This window comes from Deltaproteobacteria bacterium (assembly GCA_003194485.1).
Classification (GTDB): Bacteria; Desulfobacterota; Dissulfuribacteria; order Dissulfuribacterales; family UBA3076; genus UBA3076.
The window spans coordinates 1-18,610 of sequence record PQXD01000011.1 but is presented as its reverse complement, the minus strand read 5'-3'; the positions used below and the strand labels follow the sequence as shown (position 1 = coordinate 18,610).

General features: G+C 47.1%; 22 protein-coding genes. 4 read left to right on the top strand and 18 right to left on the bottom strand.

What is annotated here, in order from left to right; translation table 11 throughout:
• Positions 1-8 precede the first annotated feature (8 nt).
• From C4B57_07450 to C4B57_07420, 7 genes are all read right to left on the bottom strand, one after another.
• Positions 9-206: a hypothetical protein gene (locus tag C4B57_07450; protein ID PXF54298.1), complete on the bottom strand. Its 198-nt coding sequence runs from the start codon at positions 204-206 to the stop codon at positions 9-11.
• Positions 197-1,402: a hypothetical protein gene (locus C4B57_07445; GenBank protein PXF54297.1), complete on the bottom strand. Its 1,206-nt coding sequence runs from the start codon at positions 1,400-1,402 to the stop codon at positions 197-199. Before C4B57_07445 ends, C4B57_07450 begins: the two co-directional genes overlap by 10 nt.
• Entirely contained in the window at positions 1,399-2,049 is a 651-nt protein-coding gene (locus C4B57_07440) for an energy transducer TonB (GenBank protein PXF54296.1), read from the bottom strand. Before C4B57_07440 ends, C4B57_07445 begins: the two co-directional genes overlap by 4 nt.
• A complete protein-coding gene (locus C4B57_07435) occupies positions 2,042-2,464 on the bottom strand; it encodes a biopolymer transporter ExbD (protein PXF54295.1) in 423 nt (140 codons plus the stop codon). The genes C4B57_07440 and C4B57_07435 overlap by 8 nt, the downstream gene beginning before the upstream one ends.
• Positions 2,465-3,055 (bottom strand): MotA/TolQ/ExbB proton channel family protein, encoded by a 591-nt coding sequence (locus tag C4B57_07430; GenBank protein ID PXF54294.1) that lies wholly within the window; start codon positions 3,053-3,055, stop codon positions 2,465-2,467.
• Positions 3,056-3,201: 146 nt separating this feature from the next.
• Entirely contained in the window at positions 3,202-4,629 is a 1,428-nt protein-coding gene (locus tag C4B57_07425; protein PXF54293.1) for a biopolymer transporter ExbB, read from the bottom strand.
• Positions 4,626-5,504, bottom strand: a complete 879-nt coding sequence (locus C4B57_07420; protein ID PXF54292.1) for a hypothetical protein — start codon at positions 5,502-5,504, stop codon at positions 4,626-4,628. Before C4B57_07420 ends, C4B57_07425 begins: the two co-directional genes overlap by 4 nt.
• A 318-nt stretch (positions 5,505-5,822) precedes the next feature.
• Here C4B57_07420 and C4B57_07415 point away from each other — a divergent pair, with 318 nt between their 5' ends.
• Positions 5,823-6,134 carry a hypothetical protein gene (locus C4B57_07415; GenBank protein ID PXF54291.1) on the top strand — a complete coding sequence of 104 codons (312 nt, stop codon included), beginning with the start codon at positions 5,823-5,825 and terminating at the stop codon, positions 6,132-6,134.
• Complete coding sequence (locus C4B57_07410; protein PXF54290.1) at positions 6,131-6,286, top strand: hypothetical protein; 156 nt, start codon at positions 6,131-6,133, stop codon at positions 6,284-6,286. The genes C4B57_07415 and C4B57_07410 overlap by 4 nt, the downstream gene beginning before the upstream one ends.
• A 38-nt stretch (positions 6,287-6,324) precedes the next feature.
• On the opposite strand, the gene C4B57_07405 is transcribed toward C4B57_07410, so the two are convergent.
• Positions 6,325-6,594: a type II toxin-antitoxin system mRNA interferase toxin, RelE/StbE family gene (locus C4B57_07405; protein ID PXF54359.1), complete on the bottom strand. Its 270-nt coding sequence runs from the start codon at positions 6,592-6,594 to the stop codon at positions 6,325-6,327.
• A 4-nt stretch (positions 6,595-6,598) separates the two neighbouring features.
• Positions 6,599-6,862 carry a type II toxin-antitoxin system antitoxin, RelB/DinJ family gene (locus C4B57_07400; protein ID PXF54289.1) on the bottom strand — a complete coding sequence of 88 codons (264 nt, stop codon included), beginning with the start codon at positions 6,860-6,862 and terminating at the stop codon, positions 6,599-6,601.
• A 49-nt stretch (positions 6,863-6,911) separates the two neighbouring features.
• Between C4B57_07400 and C4B57_07395 the strand changes: the two genes are divergently transcribed.
• A complete protein-coding gene (locus tag C4B57_07395) occupies positions 6,912-7,202 on the top strand; it encodes a hypothetical protein (GenBank protein PXF54288.1) in 291 nt (96 codons plus the stop codon).
• A 5-nt stretch (positions 7,203-7,207) separates the two neighbouring features.
• Here the strand turns inward: C4B57_07395 and C4B57_07390 are convergent, their stop codons facing one another.
• A complete protein-coding gene (locus tag C4B57_07390) occupies positions 7,208-7,618 on the bottom strand; it encodes a hypothetical protein (GenBank protein ID PXF54287.1) in 411 nt (136 codons plus the stop codon).
• On the bottom strand, positions 7,587-7,850 hold the full coding sequence (locus C4B57_07385) for an AbrB family transcriptional regulator (GenBank protein PXF54286.1): 264 nt from the start codon (positions 7,848-7,850) through the stop codon (positions 7,587-7,589). The genes C4B57_07390 and C4B57_07385 overlap by 32 nt, the downstream gene beginning before the upstream one ends.
• A gap of 474 nt (positions 7,851-8,324) precedes the next feature.
• On the opposite strand from C4B57_07385, the gene C4B57_07380 reads away from it, so the two are divergent.
• The gene (locus tag C4B57_07380) at positions 8,325-8,864 is read left to right on the top strand and encodes a hypothetical protein (GenBank protein ID PXF54285.1); all 540 of its coding nucleotides are present in this window, start codon (positions 8,325-8,327) and stop codon (positions 8,862-8,864) included.
• Between the two features lie 290 nt (positions 8,865-9,154).
• Here C4B57_07380 and C4B57_07375 read toward each other — a convergent pair whose 3' ends face one another.
• From C4B57_07375 to C4B57_07345, 7 genes are all read right to left on the bottom strand, one after another.
• Positions 9,155-13,207: a hypothetical protein gene (locus tag C4B57_07375; protein ID PXF54284.1), complete on the bottom strand. Its 4,053-nt coding sequence runs from the start codon at positions 13,205-13,207 to the stop codon at positions 9,155-9,157.
• Between the two features lie 146 nt (positions 13,208-13,353).
• Entirely contained in the window at positions 13,354-13,704 is a 351-nt protein-coding gene (locus tag C4B57_07370; protein ID PXF54358.1) for a hypothetical protein, read from the bottom strand.
• A 29-nt stretch (positions 13,705-13,733) separates the two neighbouring features.
• Positions 13,734-14,474: a MotA/TolQ/ExbB proton channel family protein gene (locus C4B57_07365; GenBank protein ID PXF54283.1), complete on the bottom strand. Its 741-nt coding sequence runs from the start codon at positions 14,472-14,474 to the stop codon at positions 13,734-13,736.
• On the bottom strand, positions 14,475-15,215 hold the full coding sequence (locus tag C4B57_07360; GenBank protein ID PXF54282.1) for a hypothetical protein: 741 nt from the start codon (positions 15,213-15,215) through the stop codon (positions 14,475-14,477).
• Positions 15,216-15,468: 253 nt separating this feature from the next.
• A complete protein-coding gene (locus tag C4B57_07355) occupies positions 15,469-16,371 on the bottom strand; it encodes a radical SAM protein (GenBank protein ID PXF54281.1) in 903 nt (300 codons plus the stop codon).
• Positions 16,372-16,722: 351 nt separating this feature from the next.
• Positions 16,723-18,222 (bottom strand): hypothetical protein, encoded by a 1,500-nt coding sequence (locus C4B57_07350; protein ID PXF54280.1) that lies wholly within the window; start codon positions 18,220-18,222, stop codon positions 16,723-16,725.
• Positions 18,223-18,238: 16 nt separating this feature from the next.
• Positions 18,239-18,511, bottom strand: a complete 273-nt coding sequence (locus C4B57_07345) for a hypothetical protein (GenBank protein PXF54279.1) — start codon at positions 18,509-18,511, stop codon at positions 18,239-18,241.
• Between the last annotated feature and the right edge of the window lie 99 nt (positions 18,512-18,610).

The following is an 18,610-nucleotide window of genomic DNA, read 5'->3' as shown; positions in this document are numbered from 1 at the left end:
CTGGTTCATTATCTTGACCAGCGCCTTATTTTTTGTGTTGTGTTTCCCAATGCTATAGGATACCTGACTTGTGAAGTAGGTCGTTTTTTTACATTTAGCCTGTCCGGCTTTACCTGTTTTTTCCCTGTAGTAGCAACAAAGCGGCAGAGCACACCCAGCACATCCGCTGAAGTTGCCAGTACTTCATCACAAGTTACTATTTCCATTTGGCCAGCTGCACCAGCATCCGTTCGGCATCCTTTTTCTGCTTGTGAAAGCGGCTTGCCTTTTGAAAGGCCCTCCGGGCCAATTCTATGTTGTCCTGCTGCAAGGCGCAGTAGCCCATCATGACGTACGGTCTCCCGTCCCCGGGGTTGAGCCTGGCGCACTCTTCAAAGGCCTGATAGGCATGATCAAAGCTTCTTTGGCCATAAAGCAGTTGGCCTTTCATGAAACAGAGTTTCGCATCCGGCTCTTGGCTGATGGCCTCCTCGAGCACTTCCATGGCCCTGTCCTGCTTGTGGGCCGCTATATAGGCCGAGGCAAGTTTTTCCTTTTTGACGGCCTTTCCGCAAAGGCCCATGGCCTTCTCATAATATACAGCCGCCTTCACAGGCACCCCGATGACGTTGTAGAGGTCTCCGAGAAGCACTATTTCCTGCTCCTTGGGGACAGTTAAATAGGAATAAATCGTTAGCGCCTCTGCGGCATGCGAGTATTCGCCTTTTTGCAAATGGAGCTGGGCAAGGAGCTTCCACCAGCGTGGATCATCCCCCTGTTCTTCCAGAAGCCGGTGGATGAGCTTGAAGGCATTGTCCTCCTGTTTTAGATCCAGGTAAACCTTTAATAAAGCCTCAAGCCATTCGGATTTGGGATTTCCTGCCTTTCCCGAGGCAAGGAACTCCAGATGGGGAAGGGCCTTACCTGCCTTTTTGCCCATAAGATAGGAGACCGCGGCATAATAGAGGATGGAGCCATCCTTTGTTTCATTGGTTTCATAGCCCTTGAGAAAGGCGTCCCCTGCCTCGAGATAGTTCCCGAAATCTAGGCGGGTCTTCCCGAGATTTTGCCAAGCCGCTGAATAACCGGGATTCAATGCCAGGGTCTTTTCATAATGAGCAAGGGCCTCTCCGCTTTTGCCCGACAAGGCCAGGACGTTGGCCAAATGGAATTCCAGCAGATAATGGTCTTTCTTCGGATTTTCTCTTATAAACGTCCTCAGAATTTCCGCAGCCTTTGTTTTGTCATTTAGCTCCATTGCCTGCTGGGCCTTATACAAGGCACGGTGGGCCGCCATGGAGGGCTCGGGAGGTTCACCCACGGCCGCTGCTGACGGCAGGAAAGCGCGCTGCAGAAAAAGAGCACAAAGGCTCAAAATAATATATTTCGTAATGTCCTGCGAATTCACGGTCTTCCCTCTCACTCCAGATCAAATTGAATAACTGTAGACACCCATGTATTTACGGCCTTGCCGCCGAGTTCTCCAGGAGAAAATCTCCAGGAAGGAAGCGCCTTCAGCACGCTTTCGTCAAAGACCCCGGGCGGGTTTGACTCGAGTATGTTTACATGGCTCACCCGGCCTGCCGAGTCCACGAGAAACTTTACCTTTACGCTTCCCTCAATGCCGAGCCGTTTTGCCCTGAAAGGATAGAGCGGTTTCATCCGGAAGACAGTCATGGGCAGCTGGTCCACCTCGCCCTGATCGAAGAAGTCCTTAACCAGCTCAGGCTCCGGAGGCGCAACCGCCATGCCCATGTCGAGTTTCGGGTTTATCTCAAAGCTTAGATCAGGTGTCTCCAGCTTGAGTTGCCTGGGCTTAGGGACCTGCTGGCTCAACCTTGGCAGCGGTAGTACCTCGGGCAGCGGTTTTTCCCTTTCCGGTGGTTTCTCTTCCGGCGGTTCCTCCATTTCAGGTCTGATCCTTACAAAATTAACCGGAATTATTTCCTCATAGGACCTGGCACCTGAGTGTCTGTCAAGCAGAAGGGGCAAAAGGGCGAACAGGCAGACGTTAACCAGAAGGGCCATTGAAACCGCAGGCCCAAGTCCGTCTATCGGCCTTTCAGACATCTCCTTCACCTCTGGATGCTGCGATGCTCACGTTCTTTGCCCCTGCCAGCCGGCACTGGTCCATTACACGGATTACCACGCCGGTGCGGCTTCCCTTGTCCGCCACAATCACGACTGCCCCTTCCGGATTTTCCGCAAGGGACCTTTCGATATGGGCACGCACGCTCCGGATGTCGATATGCTTTTTCTCAAAAAAGACCCTGCCATCTGAATCCACTGCGATAAGGATGTTGCCCTTTTCCTTCAGGACTGCGGTGGAGGCAGTGGGACGTTGCACATCCACCCCCGTCTCCTTTACGAAACTGATAGTGACCATGAAGAATATCAGCAGCAGGAAGACCAGATCGATGAGCGGGGCCATGTTGACACCGGCGGTTGCCTCCCTCTGATGCAATCTGCTGCGGATGCTGATCATTTACACATACCTCTTGAGCGTCAACACGAGTTCATCCAGGCTGCCTTCCAGGCGGTTATTCCTGCGATTGAGCATCTCGCTCATAAACAGCCCCGGGATGGCCACCAGTAGACCGCTCTGGGTGGTGATAAGGGCCTCTGAAATGCCCCCTGCCATAGCCTTGGCGTTACCCGTGCCGAATATGCCTATCACGTCAAAGGTGGTCATCATCCCGGTAACTGTACCCAAAAGACCAAAGAGCGGGGCCACAGCGGCCAGTATGGCAATGACCGAAAGGTTGCGCTTGAGCATCAGACGCTCCTTCATGGCCCCATGCTCAATGAGGCTCTTATCCAGCCGGTTTCTGCCGGTACGGCCTTTCAGAAAACTGCTGACGATCCTGCTGCGAAGCCCTCCGGTCTTAATAGGCGCCCCTTGTGTTTTCAGCGCTTCAATGGCCTCTCCAAGGCTGAGATCACTGCGGCCCATCCGGCGAAAGTAGAACATCCTTTCCAGAATCAACGCCCACATCCAGACGGAAGTCAGGATGAGAGGGACCATGACCGGTCCTCCCTGAAGGAGATATTCATATGTCTTTGAAATGAGTTCCATTATGAATTCAGTGCAAACCTCGTTAAGTGGTTGAGTAGTTGATTAGTTAAGTGGTTATTATTGTTTGAATTTATCGTTTGCACAAAAATTGGATACTTGATGTAGTTGAAGGTCTAATATACTGATTTAACATGCTTATTTTCGATTCAACGACTTAACGACTCAACTATTTGACGATCTCTGCAGTGACCGTTTCGTGCTATAATATTGGTCAGGGCCACGGCCTTTTCCTCCATGTCTCCGATAACGTGATCCACCCGGCGGCTGAGGAATGTGTGCGCGAGCATAATGGGGATTGCCACGGCCAGCCCCAGCATTGTGGTGACCAGGGCCTCTGAAATGCCCCCTGCCATCATGCGGGGGTCCCCGGTGCCGTAAAGGGTGATGACGTGAAAGGTACTGATCATTCCTGTGACCGTGCCGAGAAGGCCCAGCAACGGGGCAATTGCGGCCAGGATGTTGAGCACGGGCAGATATCGCTCAAGCCGAGGGACCTCCTTCAAAATGCCTTCCTGGAGGATGCTCTCAAGGGTCTCCCTGTCTTCTTTCCTGGCATCCAGCCCACATCTCAGGACATTGCAGCAGGGCTGCCCCTGGCCGGTGCTCACTATGGTCTCACATTCCGTCCATCTTCCTTCTGAAGCATGCTCATTGACTTTCCCCATAATCAGGTCGGTGTTCCCGTGGACTCTGGCCAAAAAAAGAGTACGCTCGATAACGATCAAAATCGCAAAAACACCAATGGCCAGAATAGGCCACACGATTGGACCTCCCTGTTTTATGCGCTCAACCAGGGTAGGCCTGTGTGTGATTTGCCGGAGCGCTGCCCCGCCGGAAAAGTCGAGGGTCACGTCCTCTGTCTCTCCCTTTATGTATTGCGAAAGGTTCTTCCTCACCGACCATGAAGGCAGTGCGGACAGGGCAAAGAGTCGATGACTGCCCGGGGAATAATTCAGAAAACCCGTCTCGCCGCCCGCTTCATAAGCAGCGGTAAATTTCCCGATGGTCAGGATATTTCCTTCCTGCACTGTCCCGCTGCGGTCCACAAAAGAATCCCTTCGCAGGACCACCTCCCCTGAAAGAGACATCTCCTTAAAAAAAAGGCCGGTCAGGGCCTTCATGTCGTCCAGCCCGGGGAAACGCTCCTTGTTCAGGACAGGCCTGACGTCATTAAGACGCTCCGGAAAACGGGCAGTGAAAAGGGACTGTTCAAGCACGCCCTCCAGGTCCCTGGCCACGACCCTTACCGTGCCGGCAAGCTCCCGCATGTCCATTTCATCGCCTGACTGCTGCTGCACGAGCTCTGCCTTCTTTTTTCGCAGCTTTTCAAGCTGGTGGCTCATGGCCTTGATATCGGCCTTGAGCCCCTTAACCTCGGCAGCCATCCGGGAGATTTCATTCTCAAGAGAAGCACGGTTGCCGGCTATCCGTTTTGCGCTTTTCCCGGCTTCAGCCAGCGCGGCCTCACGGTCGGCCTTTGCCTTGATGGCGGCTTCACGCATGTCCTGTGCATGGGCAGAAAGAGTAAAAAGAGTAAAGAGAAAAATCCCTATGAGAATCAGACCGTATCTCATGGCACCACGATCCTGCCTATGGGAAGCCTGACCAGATCTACGGTCCGCTGTTTGCGGGCAATATCCACGGCCTTGTTGATTTCATGCCTGTACCTGGAAGGCAATTTCATCCAGTGTCCTGCCGTCCTGTCGTAATGACCGACCATTTTCCCGTCAGGGCTCTGGCAGAACAGGGAAAGCCTCCCCAGTCTCAAGATATCCATAAGGATCGGCTGCCCTTCAATGTCCACGGTTTCCTGATACACCTCAACGGTCTGGCCGTATTCGGTCTCAACCTGGAGGGCCTCCATGACCCGCCGGTATTTCTCAGCCGCGGTCTTTTCAGGATGGGAAAGTGTGTCGCTGATGGATGCCAGCCGCGCTTCGCGTTCCTCTTTTAAGAAAGGGAGGTCTTGTTGTATGAATGCCTCAAGCTCCGTTACTACAGAGCCCAGATATGATTCGAGGCCTTCTCTTATTCGCGCTACCTCCCTGATCCTACGCTTCGCCTCGGCTATCAAGGCCTTTTCGGTTTCGATGGCCCTTCCAGTCCTGTCTTTCACCTCGGAAAGGTGTTCCTTCTCGGCCTTAAGGGATCTGAGCCTGGCCATGAGTTCAGCCTTCTTCCCCGCCCATGCATCCTCTTCCTTCTGGGTCTGCTTGCGCACCTCTATGGTTTCCGAAACTTCACCCAGCAGACGGTCCGCCCCAGTCTCAGCCGGGGCGGACCACGCCGGGTGGAGCGAGGAGGAGGAGATGAAGAAGGAAAGAAGGGCTAATGCCAAGCAACAGGGCCTTAAATGCCTGCAAAACTTGTTTTTGCTTAAAATGGAAATCATCAACTTCAACTTAGCTGCTATGAACAGAATATTTGCTGCATAAATTTCCTTGTCCAAAGCCAGCCTGACTCTCTATAGATCTATTATTGCAACTCAGATACATTTATAACAGTAAAAATCGGGGTGTCAAGAGATTTTATAGAGCGATCTGTGCGTTGGTTACTCTTCGCAATGACGGCTGGGATTTACTCCCACAATAATTTTTTAGGCCCTGCTGATTCCCTAAATCATGTGACCGATTATCCAACCTGCTTTTCCTTGACAGATTGAAATGTTTTTGTTATTGAAAATCAGTTTTTATAATGTTTTGGTTAAGGATGACTCGTAGTATTGTTGAGAGACGATTTGAGCATTTAACTGAGCATTGAGATCGACATGCACCAAAAGACAATAACAATCAACGGAAAGGAACTCTTTGGAAACGTGGATGAAGCGTTCGAATCCCTGGACTCTGAAGCAAATTTCGAAGGATTCTGGAGGTGGCCCGACGGGATCGGCAACGGTTTTATGACCATGATCAAGTTAAGGCCGGGACTTATGCTGGGGATAGGGGACTACCGGATAATACAGAATATTGCGGTCAGTTTTGAATTCAAACATTCACCAGTTGTTTTTGGGTCCAGTGTCTCAGGAAACATTCGCTTCACTTTGAGCAAGCAAAGCTCTTGCTGGAAAAACAGAGGATGAGCGTTACCGAAGTGGCTTTCTCGGTGGGATATAATAGCCTGCCTTCGTTCTCCACCGCTTTTTCAAGGCATTTCGGCCTCAAACCGATTATGTGTATGAAGAATTCCCGACGTACCTGCCTTAGAAGACTGCCCGGCAACTGCTATTTGTAAGCGGTCAGCAAACAGCCTGATATTTTTTTGATTCTACGCTAACCAAACAGGTCCGCATAACTACCTGTACGAACAAGACAAAGTTCACTGCCCTCAATACGGTATATAAGTAGCCAGTCTGGTTCAATGTGGCATTCACGGCAGTCTTTCAAGGTTCCTTTTAGTGGATGATCTTTGTTTTCAGGTGGCAGTTTTTCCGCGTTGACCAGACGATGAATGATGTTTTTCAGCTTTTCAATATCTTTACGACGTTTTTTTAGCCGCTTCACGTCTCTTTTAAATTGTGTATCACGCCTGATCGATCTCATATTACTAAATTTCGAGATCATCAAACAGTTCTTGAGCTGTAGAAAATTTTTTACCCTTACCTTGCCTGGAGTTCTCAATCGCCTTCATCGTTTTTTCGTTTGGCACCTGAAGTTCAAACGGTAATCCACGATGGGCAATAACCTGCCGGTAAAACAACTCGAATGATTTTGAAACTGACAGCCCTAATTCTTTAAGTATGGCTTCAGCCTGTTTTTTGACTTCAGGGTCCAGTAAAGCCCTGGCTGAACTTGTTTTTGTCGTGCCCATCTTACCGCCTCCTTTAGCTTTTCATGTATAGCATATTATATGCTATCATTTGATAAATTGTCAAGCCAAGACCCACGGCATCACATTTGAGATCAACGACAAGTTTCTTGATGATGACCTGTCAGCAGGCTTTCGGGGTATGTACTTTACCAGCCCTGTCTGCGTGCGACGCACAGGCAGGAATGAGGGGGCGGCCGCTGAGATCTTTGCAGAATACAAGATCGGCGACCACTGGCAAATTGCCCCTGGATATATGACCTTCATCGGCCCCAAAAATTCCCGCCTGGGCCAATTTGAGGATAATGATACGGCCTATCTGAGGTTGAGATACAGTTTTTGAGATTTTTAAGGGCTTTCCGTAACCGCTTTCAATTCTTCAAAGTCTCTGTCAAATGAAACGATAAGCTTCGATGGAGAAGATTTTGCTGCCAGGATGCAATCTACGATATCAATATTTGAGTCTCTGTATTTTACCAATGCTGTGAGCGTCTCCGCCCTGTTCGAATTTGCAATCCCTGAGAAATTCAATATCCCACTTAATTTCTCTACAATTTCACCCTTGGAAACCTGATAGTATTTTCCCAGAACATAGATACATTCGACAGTAACAACATCCAGTATCTCGGCTTTTTTTCTCCCTTCAGAGACATCCTTCATAAATGATTCAGCTTTTGGACTGAACTCAGGATGATCTCCCAGAAGATACCTGAGAATGACATCGGTATCAATCAGATAGACCCTCTCGGGCGATTTCATTTGCAATTTCCCCTTTGATTTTCTTCCTTATTTTTTTCAGAGGAACATAATCCTTAGCATATTTTTTGAGGCTTCCTGCTAAAATCTCGACCGGTGCACCTGGGGCCGCTTTAAGCTTAACCTCATCATCCTCAATCAAAAACAATATTCCGCCTTCTGTATCTATCTTCAGTCTTTCTCTTATCAGCTTAGGTACCGTTACCTGACCTTTTTTTGAAATCCTGGCGTACATTTTATCATCTCCTTTACTTCAGCGTCTTTTCCTACAAAATAGGATATCCCTACTTTTACAACTTGTCAAGTCCGTATTGCTCAGCAATCCTCATTTTGGGATAATGTGCCAGCCACAGACCCACACAGACGAACACAGCCAATCTGTTCGGCTTGGTCAGCCGAACAGATTATATAGTCGCTTCGCGAAAAAAGATGTGTTGCTTCATAACTCTAAACTGGCAATAATACTGCAAATATTGCCCGAAGGGCATGACATGAATCGCCGGCCGAGTCGGCCCAGTTAAATGCGAAGCCTGTTTAACTGGGGTCGGCCGGGGATTCGTCCGTGTCAGTTCGCGTGGGTCTGTGGCTAAATTCCTTATTCGTCATAATTAGAATTGCTGGTTCGGCCTGTTTTTTGTTGACAAATTGGATGCTTCTTGTTATTGAGAACCATTTGTAAGAATGCCCTGATTAAGGATGACTTAGGAGCATGAAACCTGCGCATACGTTCCTTACCCTCACATTTCTGGTCTATGGTCTTTTCTCTGTTAATGGCTGTGTCCCGCCAATCTCCAAGCAGTTGAGGGAACAGGTATCAGAGGAACTCACCTTGAAGGTGGTACTGAAAGACCCGGAGGCTCATAAAGGCGAAACAGTGCTCTGGAGCGGGGTGATAATAAGCTCTGTGAATCTGAAAGAGGGGACAATGATCGAGGTGCTTCAAAAGCCTGCTGACATACAGGGAAGGCCAAAGGATGTGGATGAATCTGAGGGAAGGTTCTTGGCCTTATATTCTGGTTACCTTGATGTGGCCATCTATAGCCAGGGAAGAAAGGTAACAGTGGCAGGGAAGATTCAGGGCAAGAAGATTCAACGTCTTGGTGAAATCGAATACACCTATCCCCTGATCTCCGCCAAGGAAGTCCACCTCTGGCCCCCGAAAAAAGAGGAAATATATTACCCATGCCCATATCCTTCCTGGCATTATCCCTGGTGGTACGGTCCTTATTGGTATCCATACTGTTGGTAACAATGTCGCACACTCCTTGTAAATATTCGGTGAACCCGTTATATCCCGCCTTGAAGCGGTTACCTTTTTCCGGGTTTCAAAGCTCACTCATCGCAGACCGGAGAGGCAGTGCAATCCGGCCCGCTACCCAAAACCCTGCAAAAGGCAAACCGCTCCTGCGGCAGGGCACGGATGGCAACTTCCACAGTGGACCACGGGCTCACCGAATATTTACCACTCCTTAATCTTTTTCATTTGAAAGGAAGGACGCATTGTGGCACAATGCTGTTACCTCCTCCAATCCCAAATCATTACCGCTTCATCCCCTTCCACAGGCCTCGCCCTATGATCGCAACAATACCGAGCACAATCAATATGGCTACAAGCGATACCCCTGAGGTGGGAAGGTCCGTGGCTGTCTCATCTTTTTTCTCTTTCATCTCATAGCCCTTTACATCCTCCAACTTTTTAGAACCGGCCTCATCTTTCACTTCACTGGGCGCCATGCCTGCACCGGCCTCTTTCTCCTCCGCTTCTTTGACCCAATCAGGCGTCTTGATATCAAGACCAGTTGTTAATTTGACCTGATTTTGAAACTTTAGCATCGTCGAAGGCGACACAAGACCCGGTATGGAAAGAATATTGGCCGCAAACTGATTCAAAGCAATATTATTGCAGGTATGTTCACAGCAGGCCATTCCCTGGGTGGCAACAGAGGCAACATAATCCACGGCAATCTTTTGCAGTAATTTTTCATCCAGTTTTTGATAACCCTTTCTTTCCACTTCCATTATCCTGGCGGTAATGGACTGGAGGGCATGGGGGCTGTTTTTTTCGAAAAACTCCTTCAGCCCCATCCCGTATTTGTCCTCCACATATACCTGGTACGCCTGCTCCCACATCTCTTTGGATACCTCTTTAGGAGTGGTCACCTGCCAGCCCCAGAGATGCTCGACAAATTTTGCCATCTCCCTTGCCCCTGAGTAGCCGTGTTCTTTCATTCCCGTGATCCATTTGGGATTAAAATAGCGGGCCCTTGTCTCAAGCCCCATAAATTTGGCAAAGTTTACCATCTTGGGAGAAGACGGGTCTTTGGCATCGGATACATACAACTCAGGGGTTTTCCCCGAAACATTCCTCACTGCCATGGCCAGCCCGCCCATGTATTGATAAAAATCGTCATTATCAAGAACCCCAAAGAGATTGGTGGAACGGCTGTGGACTATCATGTCTGTCCCTTTTAACGCCTCTTTGAAGGCATCCTTGGACTTTTTCCCCCAAACGTTTCTGCCGTAGGCATAATTCATGCGGTTAACGTAAAGGTTCGCCAGCTTATCATCCTTTTCCCAGGTGCCGCTGGCAGGGATTGCCTTATTAAGACCGGTGCCATAGCCCTGATTGGGTGCACCGAAGATACGGTAGCGGGCAAATTCTGCGGCCTCTTTTTCCGAATATCCTTTTTCTTTGAATACCTGTTCTGCCTCTAAGGTATGCAGGCGAACAAAATTCTCATATTTTTCCTTTTCTACTTGAATAATCATTTGCACGGCATCGTCAATCAGGCCGATCTGGATGGGAAAGACATCCCTGTACAGCCCGGAGGCAGAAACCAGGATATCGATACGGGGTCTCTTTAATTCCGATTCCGGTATCAATTTCACGCCCTTTACATACCCCCGGCCATCCCAGACCGGTCTTGCACCCATAAGGTAAAGGGCCTTTGATTCCATCACCCCATGATGTCTCAAGGTCTCCGTAGCCCAAAGGATCAGGGCGGTCTTGTGCGGATATCTTCCGTTCTTTTTCAGATAACCCTGGATTAGATCATCTGCTAATTTTTTTCCTACCTTCCAGGCAGCCCTTGCTGGAATCTTTTCCGGGTTAAAGCCATAAAAGTTTCTGCCGGTCGGCAGTGCATCCGGTGCACGGATAGGGTCATTGCCCGGCCCTGGAGGGATATATCCTGCATTGAGGGCGTTAAGAATACTCTTAATCTCCTGGTCACATTGGCAGAGCTTTTCGGCATAACTTATTCCTCTGTCTATTATCTCTTTTAACCATCTTTTTTCTTTAGAAGAAGCGCCGGTGTAATTCTTACCCAAGGTCTCCGGGAAGGCTTTTTCCAATGGTATTTTTTCGAGAATGGCTTTCGTTAGCAAAACCTCACAGACGGCATCTATCTTTTCCGCCTCCTTAATGTATTTACCCGGATGTTTTTTCATATTTTTCCAGTCCATCTTCAGGATCCTGGCAACTATCTCCTGAATGGACGGGATGTCCGTCTCCACGCCCAGCATGGCCATCACCATGCTGACAAGGCTCTCGCCTTTTAAAGAAACTCCCAGTATATGGAGACCGTAAGGCATGCTCTGGCTCCTTATCTCAGCGAGATAGTCATGGAGCGCATCCAAGAGATCATCGAAATGTTCCTTATCGAGTTCCATCCCAATATCCTTGCCGATTCCAAGCTCTTTGGCCAGCTTCAATATCTCCTTTTTATACTTTTCCGCAACCGCCGGCGTCTGGTTCTTCGACTGTTCATAAAGAGGAATAAGTTCATTTATCTTTGCATATTCTTTGTAAAGGCCGGACATCTTTATGGCCGGTATCATGTGGTCGATGATTACCCCATAGCCGCGTCTCTTGGCCTGGATCCCCTCCCCGACATCATCCATAAGATACGGGTAGATATCCGGGATGTCCTGCATCAATACATCAGGGGCGCAATTTTCAGACAATCCTACCTGCTTGCCAGGGGTCCACTCCAGGGTGCCGTGCTTGCCAAAGTGGATAACCGCATCTACTTTGAACTCGTGCTTCAGCCAGAGATAGAAGGCAAGATACTGGTGGTGGGGTGGGAGTGTTATGTCGTGGTAAAGGTGTTCTGATTCTTCAAGCCATCCCCTGAAAGGTTGGGGCCCGAGGAATAGATTGCCATAAATAAGCCCCGGGATAACAATGTATTTTTTCTTCTTTTGCTTGTCCTCCCAGGTCATAAGGGTTGTCTTGTCGACGCTACCCCATTTTTGCTCAACACCCTTTCTGAAATCCTGCGGGAGTTCCCTATACCACTCTTTATACTGTTCGATGGGAATCAGGACGATCCTGCCGGTCTTAACCAGCTTTTCCAACTCTCCCGGCGCTTTGGTGCTAATGTTCCTTCCCTGCATAATAATCATGTCCTGGAGTATTTCCCTGGTCAGGGAAATATCTTTTCCCAGAAAATAGCCTGCCCCCTTAAGGGATTCCAGAAGGACCTGGAGGCTGGCAAAGAGATCAAGGTAGCTGGCGCCGAGATTCTGTTTTCCTGTGTGGTGATTGTAATAGAGGACAGCAATCTTTTTCTTGTTGTTACTTAGATTCTTCAGCCTCAGCCACGACTTTGTCCTTCTGACCAATTTTTCAATCCGCTCATTAACAGGGACCCGCTCTGTTATCTTTACTCCGGTCCTCTCATCAAAAAAGATACGTTTGCCACCCACCACAATTGGCTCAATGAGACCGCTTAACTCAGGAAGGAATATTTGTGAGGCCAACTGAAACGGCTCAACCCCCTGGGAACTGTCTTCCCACTCCTCAATCTTATTATAGAGAGAGATCGCCCGTATTATAGGGATATTTGCATTAGCCAGTAACTCAACAGATTTCTCTTTAGGGTGAGAAAACATAAGTGAGACAATAATGTCAACCTGGGGAGTACCGTCTTTAGTTAAGAGATATTTTTGAAACATCTCATCGGCAGGATAACCAATGGTACAGATTACATTGAGCCCTTCTTTTTCAATCTGCCTGATTATGGCGTTCTCAACCATGTTGTCATTGGCCTTCAAGGTATTATAGGCAAGGAGTCCCACCCAGGACGCATCTTTCAGGTGCCCCGATTTTTTGTACCACTCCAGGTAACTTTCAAGCGTTTCAAAGACCTTTGAGCCGGGGGCGTCAGGATGATAGATACCTTCTAAAGGCATCTCAATCGGAGGTTCAATTGTTATATCCGCCATTCCTGCAAACTCACGCAAGAGATATGCAATCAGGCGTTTCACGTTTTCGGGACCACTATATTCCCAGTAGGCCACTATTTCAGGATAGTTTGCCACATCCACATTATAATAGCCTTTGGCTCGAAACACGTCGTGTCCACCAAGACCGATAACCCTGGCCCCTCCAGATCGCGCCATTTTTAGATCATTCTCCATATCGAGCATGACCTTGTAATTCAAATGGCATAAAAAAATGACATCCGCATCAGACAGATCAGGCTCTACCGACTTTTCCTCCAGATCCCTGCCAGGATAGACCACCACATCTACTTTTTTAGCCAGTGCAGGATATTCCTCCTTAAACTTCGATATCCCTTCCGCCATGACTTTAGTTGAAGTCTCAGGGATTAAGAAAGCCAGCTTTTTTTGGTCAATGCACCGGCATTAGCCGGAACCGTCAATATCAGGATAAAACATACGTTTAAAATAACTACTAAGAATCGTTTATTCCATGCCATGATATTCCCCTGCTATCTCTCCTCTTCCTCCGGCACATAGACCACCCTGCCATCCCTTAACTTGTAAGCTATCCCCAGCCTCATTCCCTGGCCCTGAGCCATCTCTTTGGTCAGCTTCTGCACCTTGATCTCTTTGCCCTTCTTGGTAATGATCTCCATCTTTCCTGGCTGGTTCGGATTCTTGATCATGGTCAGGTCATCTGCGGAAAAGATCTCGCTAAGATGATATGCGCTGACTATGGCCACCATCAGCCCGACAGCAAATACCATGGCCACGTCAAACAGATTTGCCACCCCGCTCATAGGGTCCTGTTTGTGGATGGGATACCGCTTAAGGCCGTTCCTTTTCCCCTCTCTTCTCATGAATTTCATTTTTTCTCTCCATGGGTTTATTAGGTTGGATTCTTGCTTTTTTCTGTTTTTTGTGATGCTTTTGGACTTGTCTCCATATTTCTCATCAAAAGCTCGGCAATATATGCCATATCCTTTGTATCCTCAGCATACCAGCGTTCTCTGACAACAGAGATTACATAGGCAAGAACTCCGATGGCCAATCCTGCCACGGTGGTGCCAAAAGCGATGATGAGACAATTGGACATCTGGGCCAGGTCACCCTGTGACAGGGCCAGAAGGGCAACTCCCATAGGGATCAATGTCCCCATCAGGCCCAACATGGGACCAACCCTGACCAGAACCCGGGTCTTATCAAGCAATCTGGATACCTCAATTTCATACTCTTGAAGGGTATTTTCTATCCGGATATCGAGATTATCCAGCCCCTTACCTATCTGGGCAGACAGAGCGTTCAAAAAACGCCTCGTCAATTGGTTCCCTGTATACGGCTTCTTTATATATGCCATGATTTTGTCAGCAGCTTCTTTGAACCTTCCATGCGACATATCATTTGAAAGCTTCATGGCCAGCCATTCACTGTCCTGACCGGTATCTTGATTCCTCTTCCGGCGAAAGGCAAACTCAGAGACAAAAGCACCTGAGATAAAGAGCATGAGGATAAACAGAAAAATGAGCAGCCCCATAACCGGATAGAGCAGGGCATTCATTATCAGATAGAGAGTAGACTGCATGTAACCTAAAATGTTCATTCGGATGGACCCTTCTTTTTTAATGATCAATTAGCAATGATCAATTGTTAATTGTTCCTTTCTATTTTTTAAAAAACCAAGGCCGAAAACCAGTCCAGACACTGCGAGAAGACATATTGCTTCTTTAAGGGATAGGCCCGGAGCCGTGACACTACCGGCCGTGGAAAAGAAGACCTCGGATTGAGAATATACGGGTACAACTATTACCGAGACGGCAAAATAAAGCCCGACGAGAATCATCACAAAGCCAAGGAACACCGGGCCTGGTGTCCCCTCCCTATCTGCTCTCATCAGACGTTTCGTCAGCAGGGCGACTCCTGCAACCACAACCATGAAAAGGAGAGCCATCAAACCTCCTGCCTCCAGAGGATCAATACCGGTTATGGCCACAAATATGGAACAGCTCAGAAGCATCGCCGAGAGGCATACAGGGCAGGGAAAGATTAAAAGATAGCCTGTCTTTGACATGCGGTCTAATTTCTGGTTGACGTACGATTTTATGGTATAAACTCCCCAGGCCAGCAGGCCCATTGATAGAAAAAGATGGAGTATTACACCATATGACATGAATTTTTGGAAAAACTGAAAATAATCGAGAGGGTTAAAGACCTTTAAAAGAAGGCCCATCAAAAAGGCTAAAACGCCATAGACAAAGGCCAATCCCAATATCTTCAGCGCCTTGACATTGGTCGTGCCTGCCACCAGCCCCGCCTTGCCTGCAAAGATAAAAACAGTAAAGGCAATACCTGCTGCCCAAAAATAGGTTATCACTTTCGCACTCCTTTCCTGAAACGTAACCGTTCACGGGATTACAACGCCCGTTTTACGCAGCCCAGAGAACTGTGAGCGTTTATAGGGTGCTGCAGATGCGAGGCGGAGGGTACGCAGACGTACTCCCTGTACTTCAAGTGCCCGACAACAAAGCAGATGCGGTGGCCATGTGAACGCTTACCCTGAAACTCATAGGCCAGCGACCTTATTATGTATATGGTTTTGGGCACAGGGTATTTTCCTTGAATTAACTTCAAAACACATATTCAAAACCACTTCCCGAGGTATAGAAGTTGCCGCTTGTTGAACCCAGTGGACACTTGCTGCAGACAGGATGATTTTTCATATTTTTGACAAAACCTCGATATCTGTCCGAAGAGATAACCTCTTTTAGACCTCCGTTAAGCGCGCCTCCCAAGCAAAGTCCCGGGAGGTAAGGACATGGAGTGATCTTTCCCTCACACGTAACAAAGAGACTCTGTTTGATCGCCCTGCATGGTATGGATGGCTCGGGAGGCAGATAGAGCTTCAACTTCAGTTTCCTTGCCAGATTTTTTACCCTTGCAAAAAGCATTTTTTCGTCCTGAGCAGAAATATATCCTGTCTCAGGACCTGACTGTCGTATGTCAAAAACCCTGTGCAGAACGACTGTATCTATACTCACTTCAGCCGCAGCTTCTATTATGTCTGCAATGTGATTCTGATTTCCATGATATATGACAATATCAATGTAGGCTTTAGGTTTTCTCGATCTCTCCATACTACGCTGGGCTATCAGCTCTCCAATCTGAGGCATAATAACGGGCAGATTCTCTTTGTTGTGTATCCCAAATACAATGTTGCTCAAACCACTCGCAAATATTCTTTCTGTGTTTGTTTGAAGCAATGTAGCATTGGTAGTAACTTCAGTGGAAATCCCTTGTGACTCAGCGTATTTCACCATCTGAAATAATTGAGGATTCAATAACGGTTCACCCCATCCGTGCAAAGCGATATGTCTAAGACAGAACGAGGAAGCGAATATCTTTTTAAAGTCTTCTAAGGAAAGTAAGGCAGAAGTTTCGTCCAGACTTGGACGCATGCATATCTTGCAGTTGAGGTTGCACCTGCGAGTAGGCTCAATCTGCAGAGTTGAACGGGGATATAACCAATTCATTTATTTTTCAAGCTGCTTCATCCTTTTTCCTGGAAAATCTTTCACGGACAAAGTTCCATACCAGACCGGCGCAAAGGACAGCCAAAGCGCCGATGTGAGTCCATAATCCGCACAGTCCCGTGCAACCACTGGTTCTTCCTTTTGTGAGTACGCTTATCGGAACACACATAATTTGACTCCTTGCAACTTATATCTAGGTTGAGCGGTTCAACGTTCACGGTTCCCAGTTGAAAAGCCCTAACTGTCTGTCAACAAAAGGATAACTCGTCAATAAAGAAGGTTCACCGTTCAAGGTTCATAGGTTCAAAGGTTGTCAACCCTGAACCCTGAACCTGGAACCGATCATTTTAGTTATACTGTGGTCAAAAGATCCTCTGCCTCTTTTACTGCTTCCTGGAAGCCGCGTTTCTTTGCCAACTCAATTGTCTTTTGAAAATATTCCTTTGCTTTATCCTTATTTCCGGCTTTCATGTAAGCTATGCCGATGTATTTATGGGCATCTAAATAATAACTTGTATGGTTGACGGGCCGATCCGCCATTACCCTCCGCTTTATTGTCTCTTCAAAGTCTGAGATCGCTTTTGCATACTCATCAAGTTCCAAATAACACAATCCTCTTAGAAGATATGCCTTGTGAAGCCTGTTTTCATCCGCCTTTTCAACGTCTTTTTTACAGAACTTTAAGGCATCTTTCAGTTTCTGCTTTGCCTTTTCATTATCACCTTTTGCTTTATATATCCTGCCCAGCCATAATCTTGTCTTTGCATCCATTCCATACTTTGATTCAGTTAGTGCCTTTTCAAGATTGTTAATAGCCTGATCATACTTGCCAAGGTGATAGTAGCACCTACCTTTGGTAAAATAATAGAATGTTGACTTGCCGTATTTTTTTGGATTTTTTTCCTTTACTTCTATAGTCTCATTGGCAAATTTGATTGTATCTTCCCATCTTCCCAGCTCCCAGGAAGCCACTGTTCTATGGGCAAGTGCATTTGTAACATCTTTGCTTAACCCCACATCTTTGTTAATTACTCCTTTTTTGTAATACTCAATTGCCTTTGTAAAATCAGAAATCGCCTCTTCCAATTTTCCCCACGCCAGTTCGTTTCTTCCCCTGCTGTTTAATACTCCGGCTAAACCGACATCTCCCACCTTCATTAATATTTCCTTTTGACGACTTAGGGCAATATCATACTCTTTGTTTGCCAGGTCCCAATCGCCATGCCTGTAGAAAAGGTTTCCCCTTCCTTGATATGCGAGGACATAGGAAGGGTCTAATTCGAGCACCTTTGTGTAGTCTGCAAGAGCTTTATTATAGTTATCCATATCTTCAGAAGGGAATTTAGGAGGAATGGTAGTATATTTATGGTGATAGTGAATCTGCTCAGTATAGGTAACAGCTCGGTTATAATAGGCATCCACAAAGTCAGGCTTTAGTTCTATGGCCTTTGTAAAATCTTCAATTGCCTTCTTATGTGGTTCAAAATTGTAATAAGAGCCCTTTCTGAAATATGCAAGACCTCTATTATAATAGGCATCTGTAAAATCAGGTTTTAGTTCTATTGCCTTGTCGTAGTCGGAAATGGCCTTTTTATACTGTTCCAGACTATAGTAGGCTAACCCGCGGTTATTGAACAAGCACGCGTCATCCGGGTTATTGTTTATCCCCTTGTTGTATAGCTCGATGGCTTCCTGGTAATTTCCTTTTTCATACTCTGTTATTCCTAAATGTTTATATTTAGATTTTGACTCAGCGGTTACAACGCGTAACATTGACCAGACAACTAGGCCTATAAGCACCACCAAGACTATTCCTATAATATTCCTGCTTTTCTTATCGCTCTTTGCCATTGTCCTTTTTCTCCTTTCAAAATTCACAGGTCATTCCCAGGGTATAAGTAGTTTTTGGCTGTGGGTATTTCTTATGGACCTGATATTCTTCCCCTAAGATATTATCAACCTTAAAGAATAGTTTGTTCTTTTTTATAAAGTAATTTACCTCAAAATCCAGCAGGTTATACTCAGCTAGATATTCAGTATCCTCATGGTCGGTAAATCGTTTGCTTGTGTATCTGTCATTGAGATAGAAGATAAATTTATCAAAAAGGGAATGAGTCTGTCCCGCAAATATTAGTTGCAAAATGAGGCCGAATTCGGTAAAATATTATATAATTTCAACATGATAATTGCTTTTTGAGGGCCTCATGAACTACAATTTCAGAAGCTATAATCCGGAGCA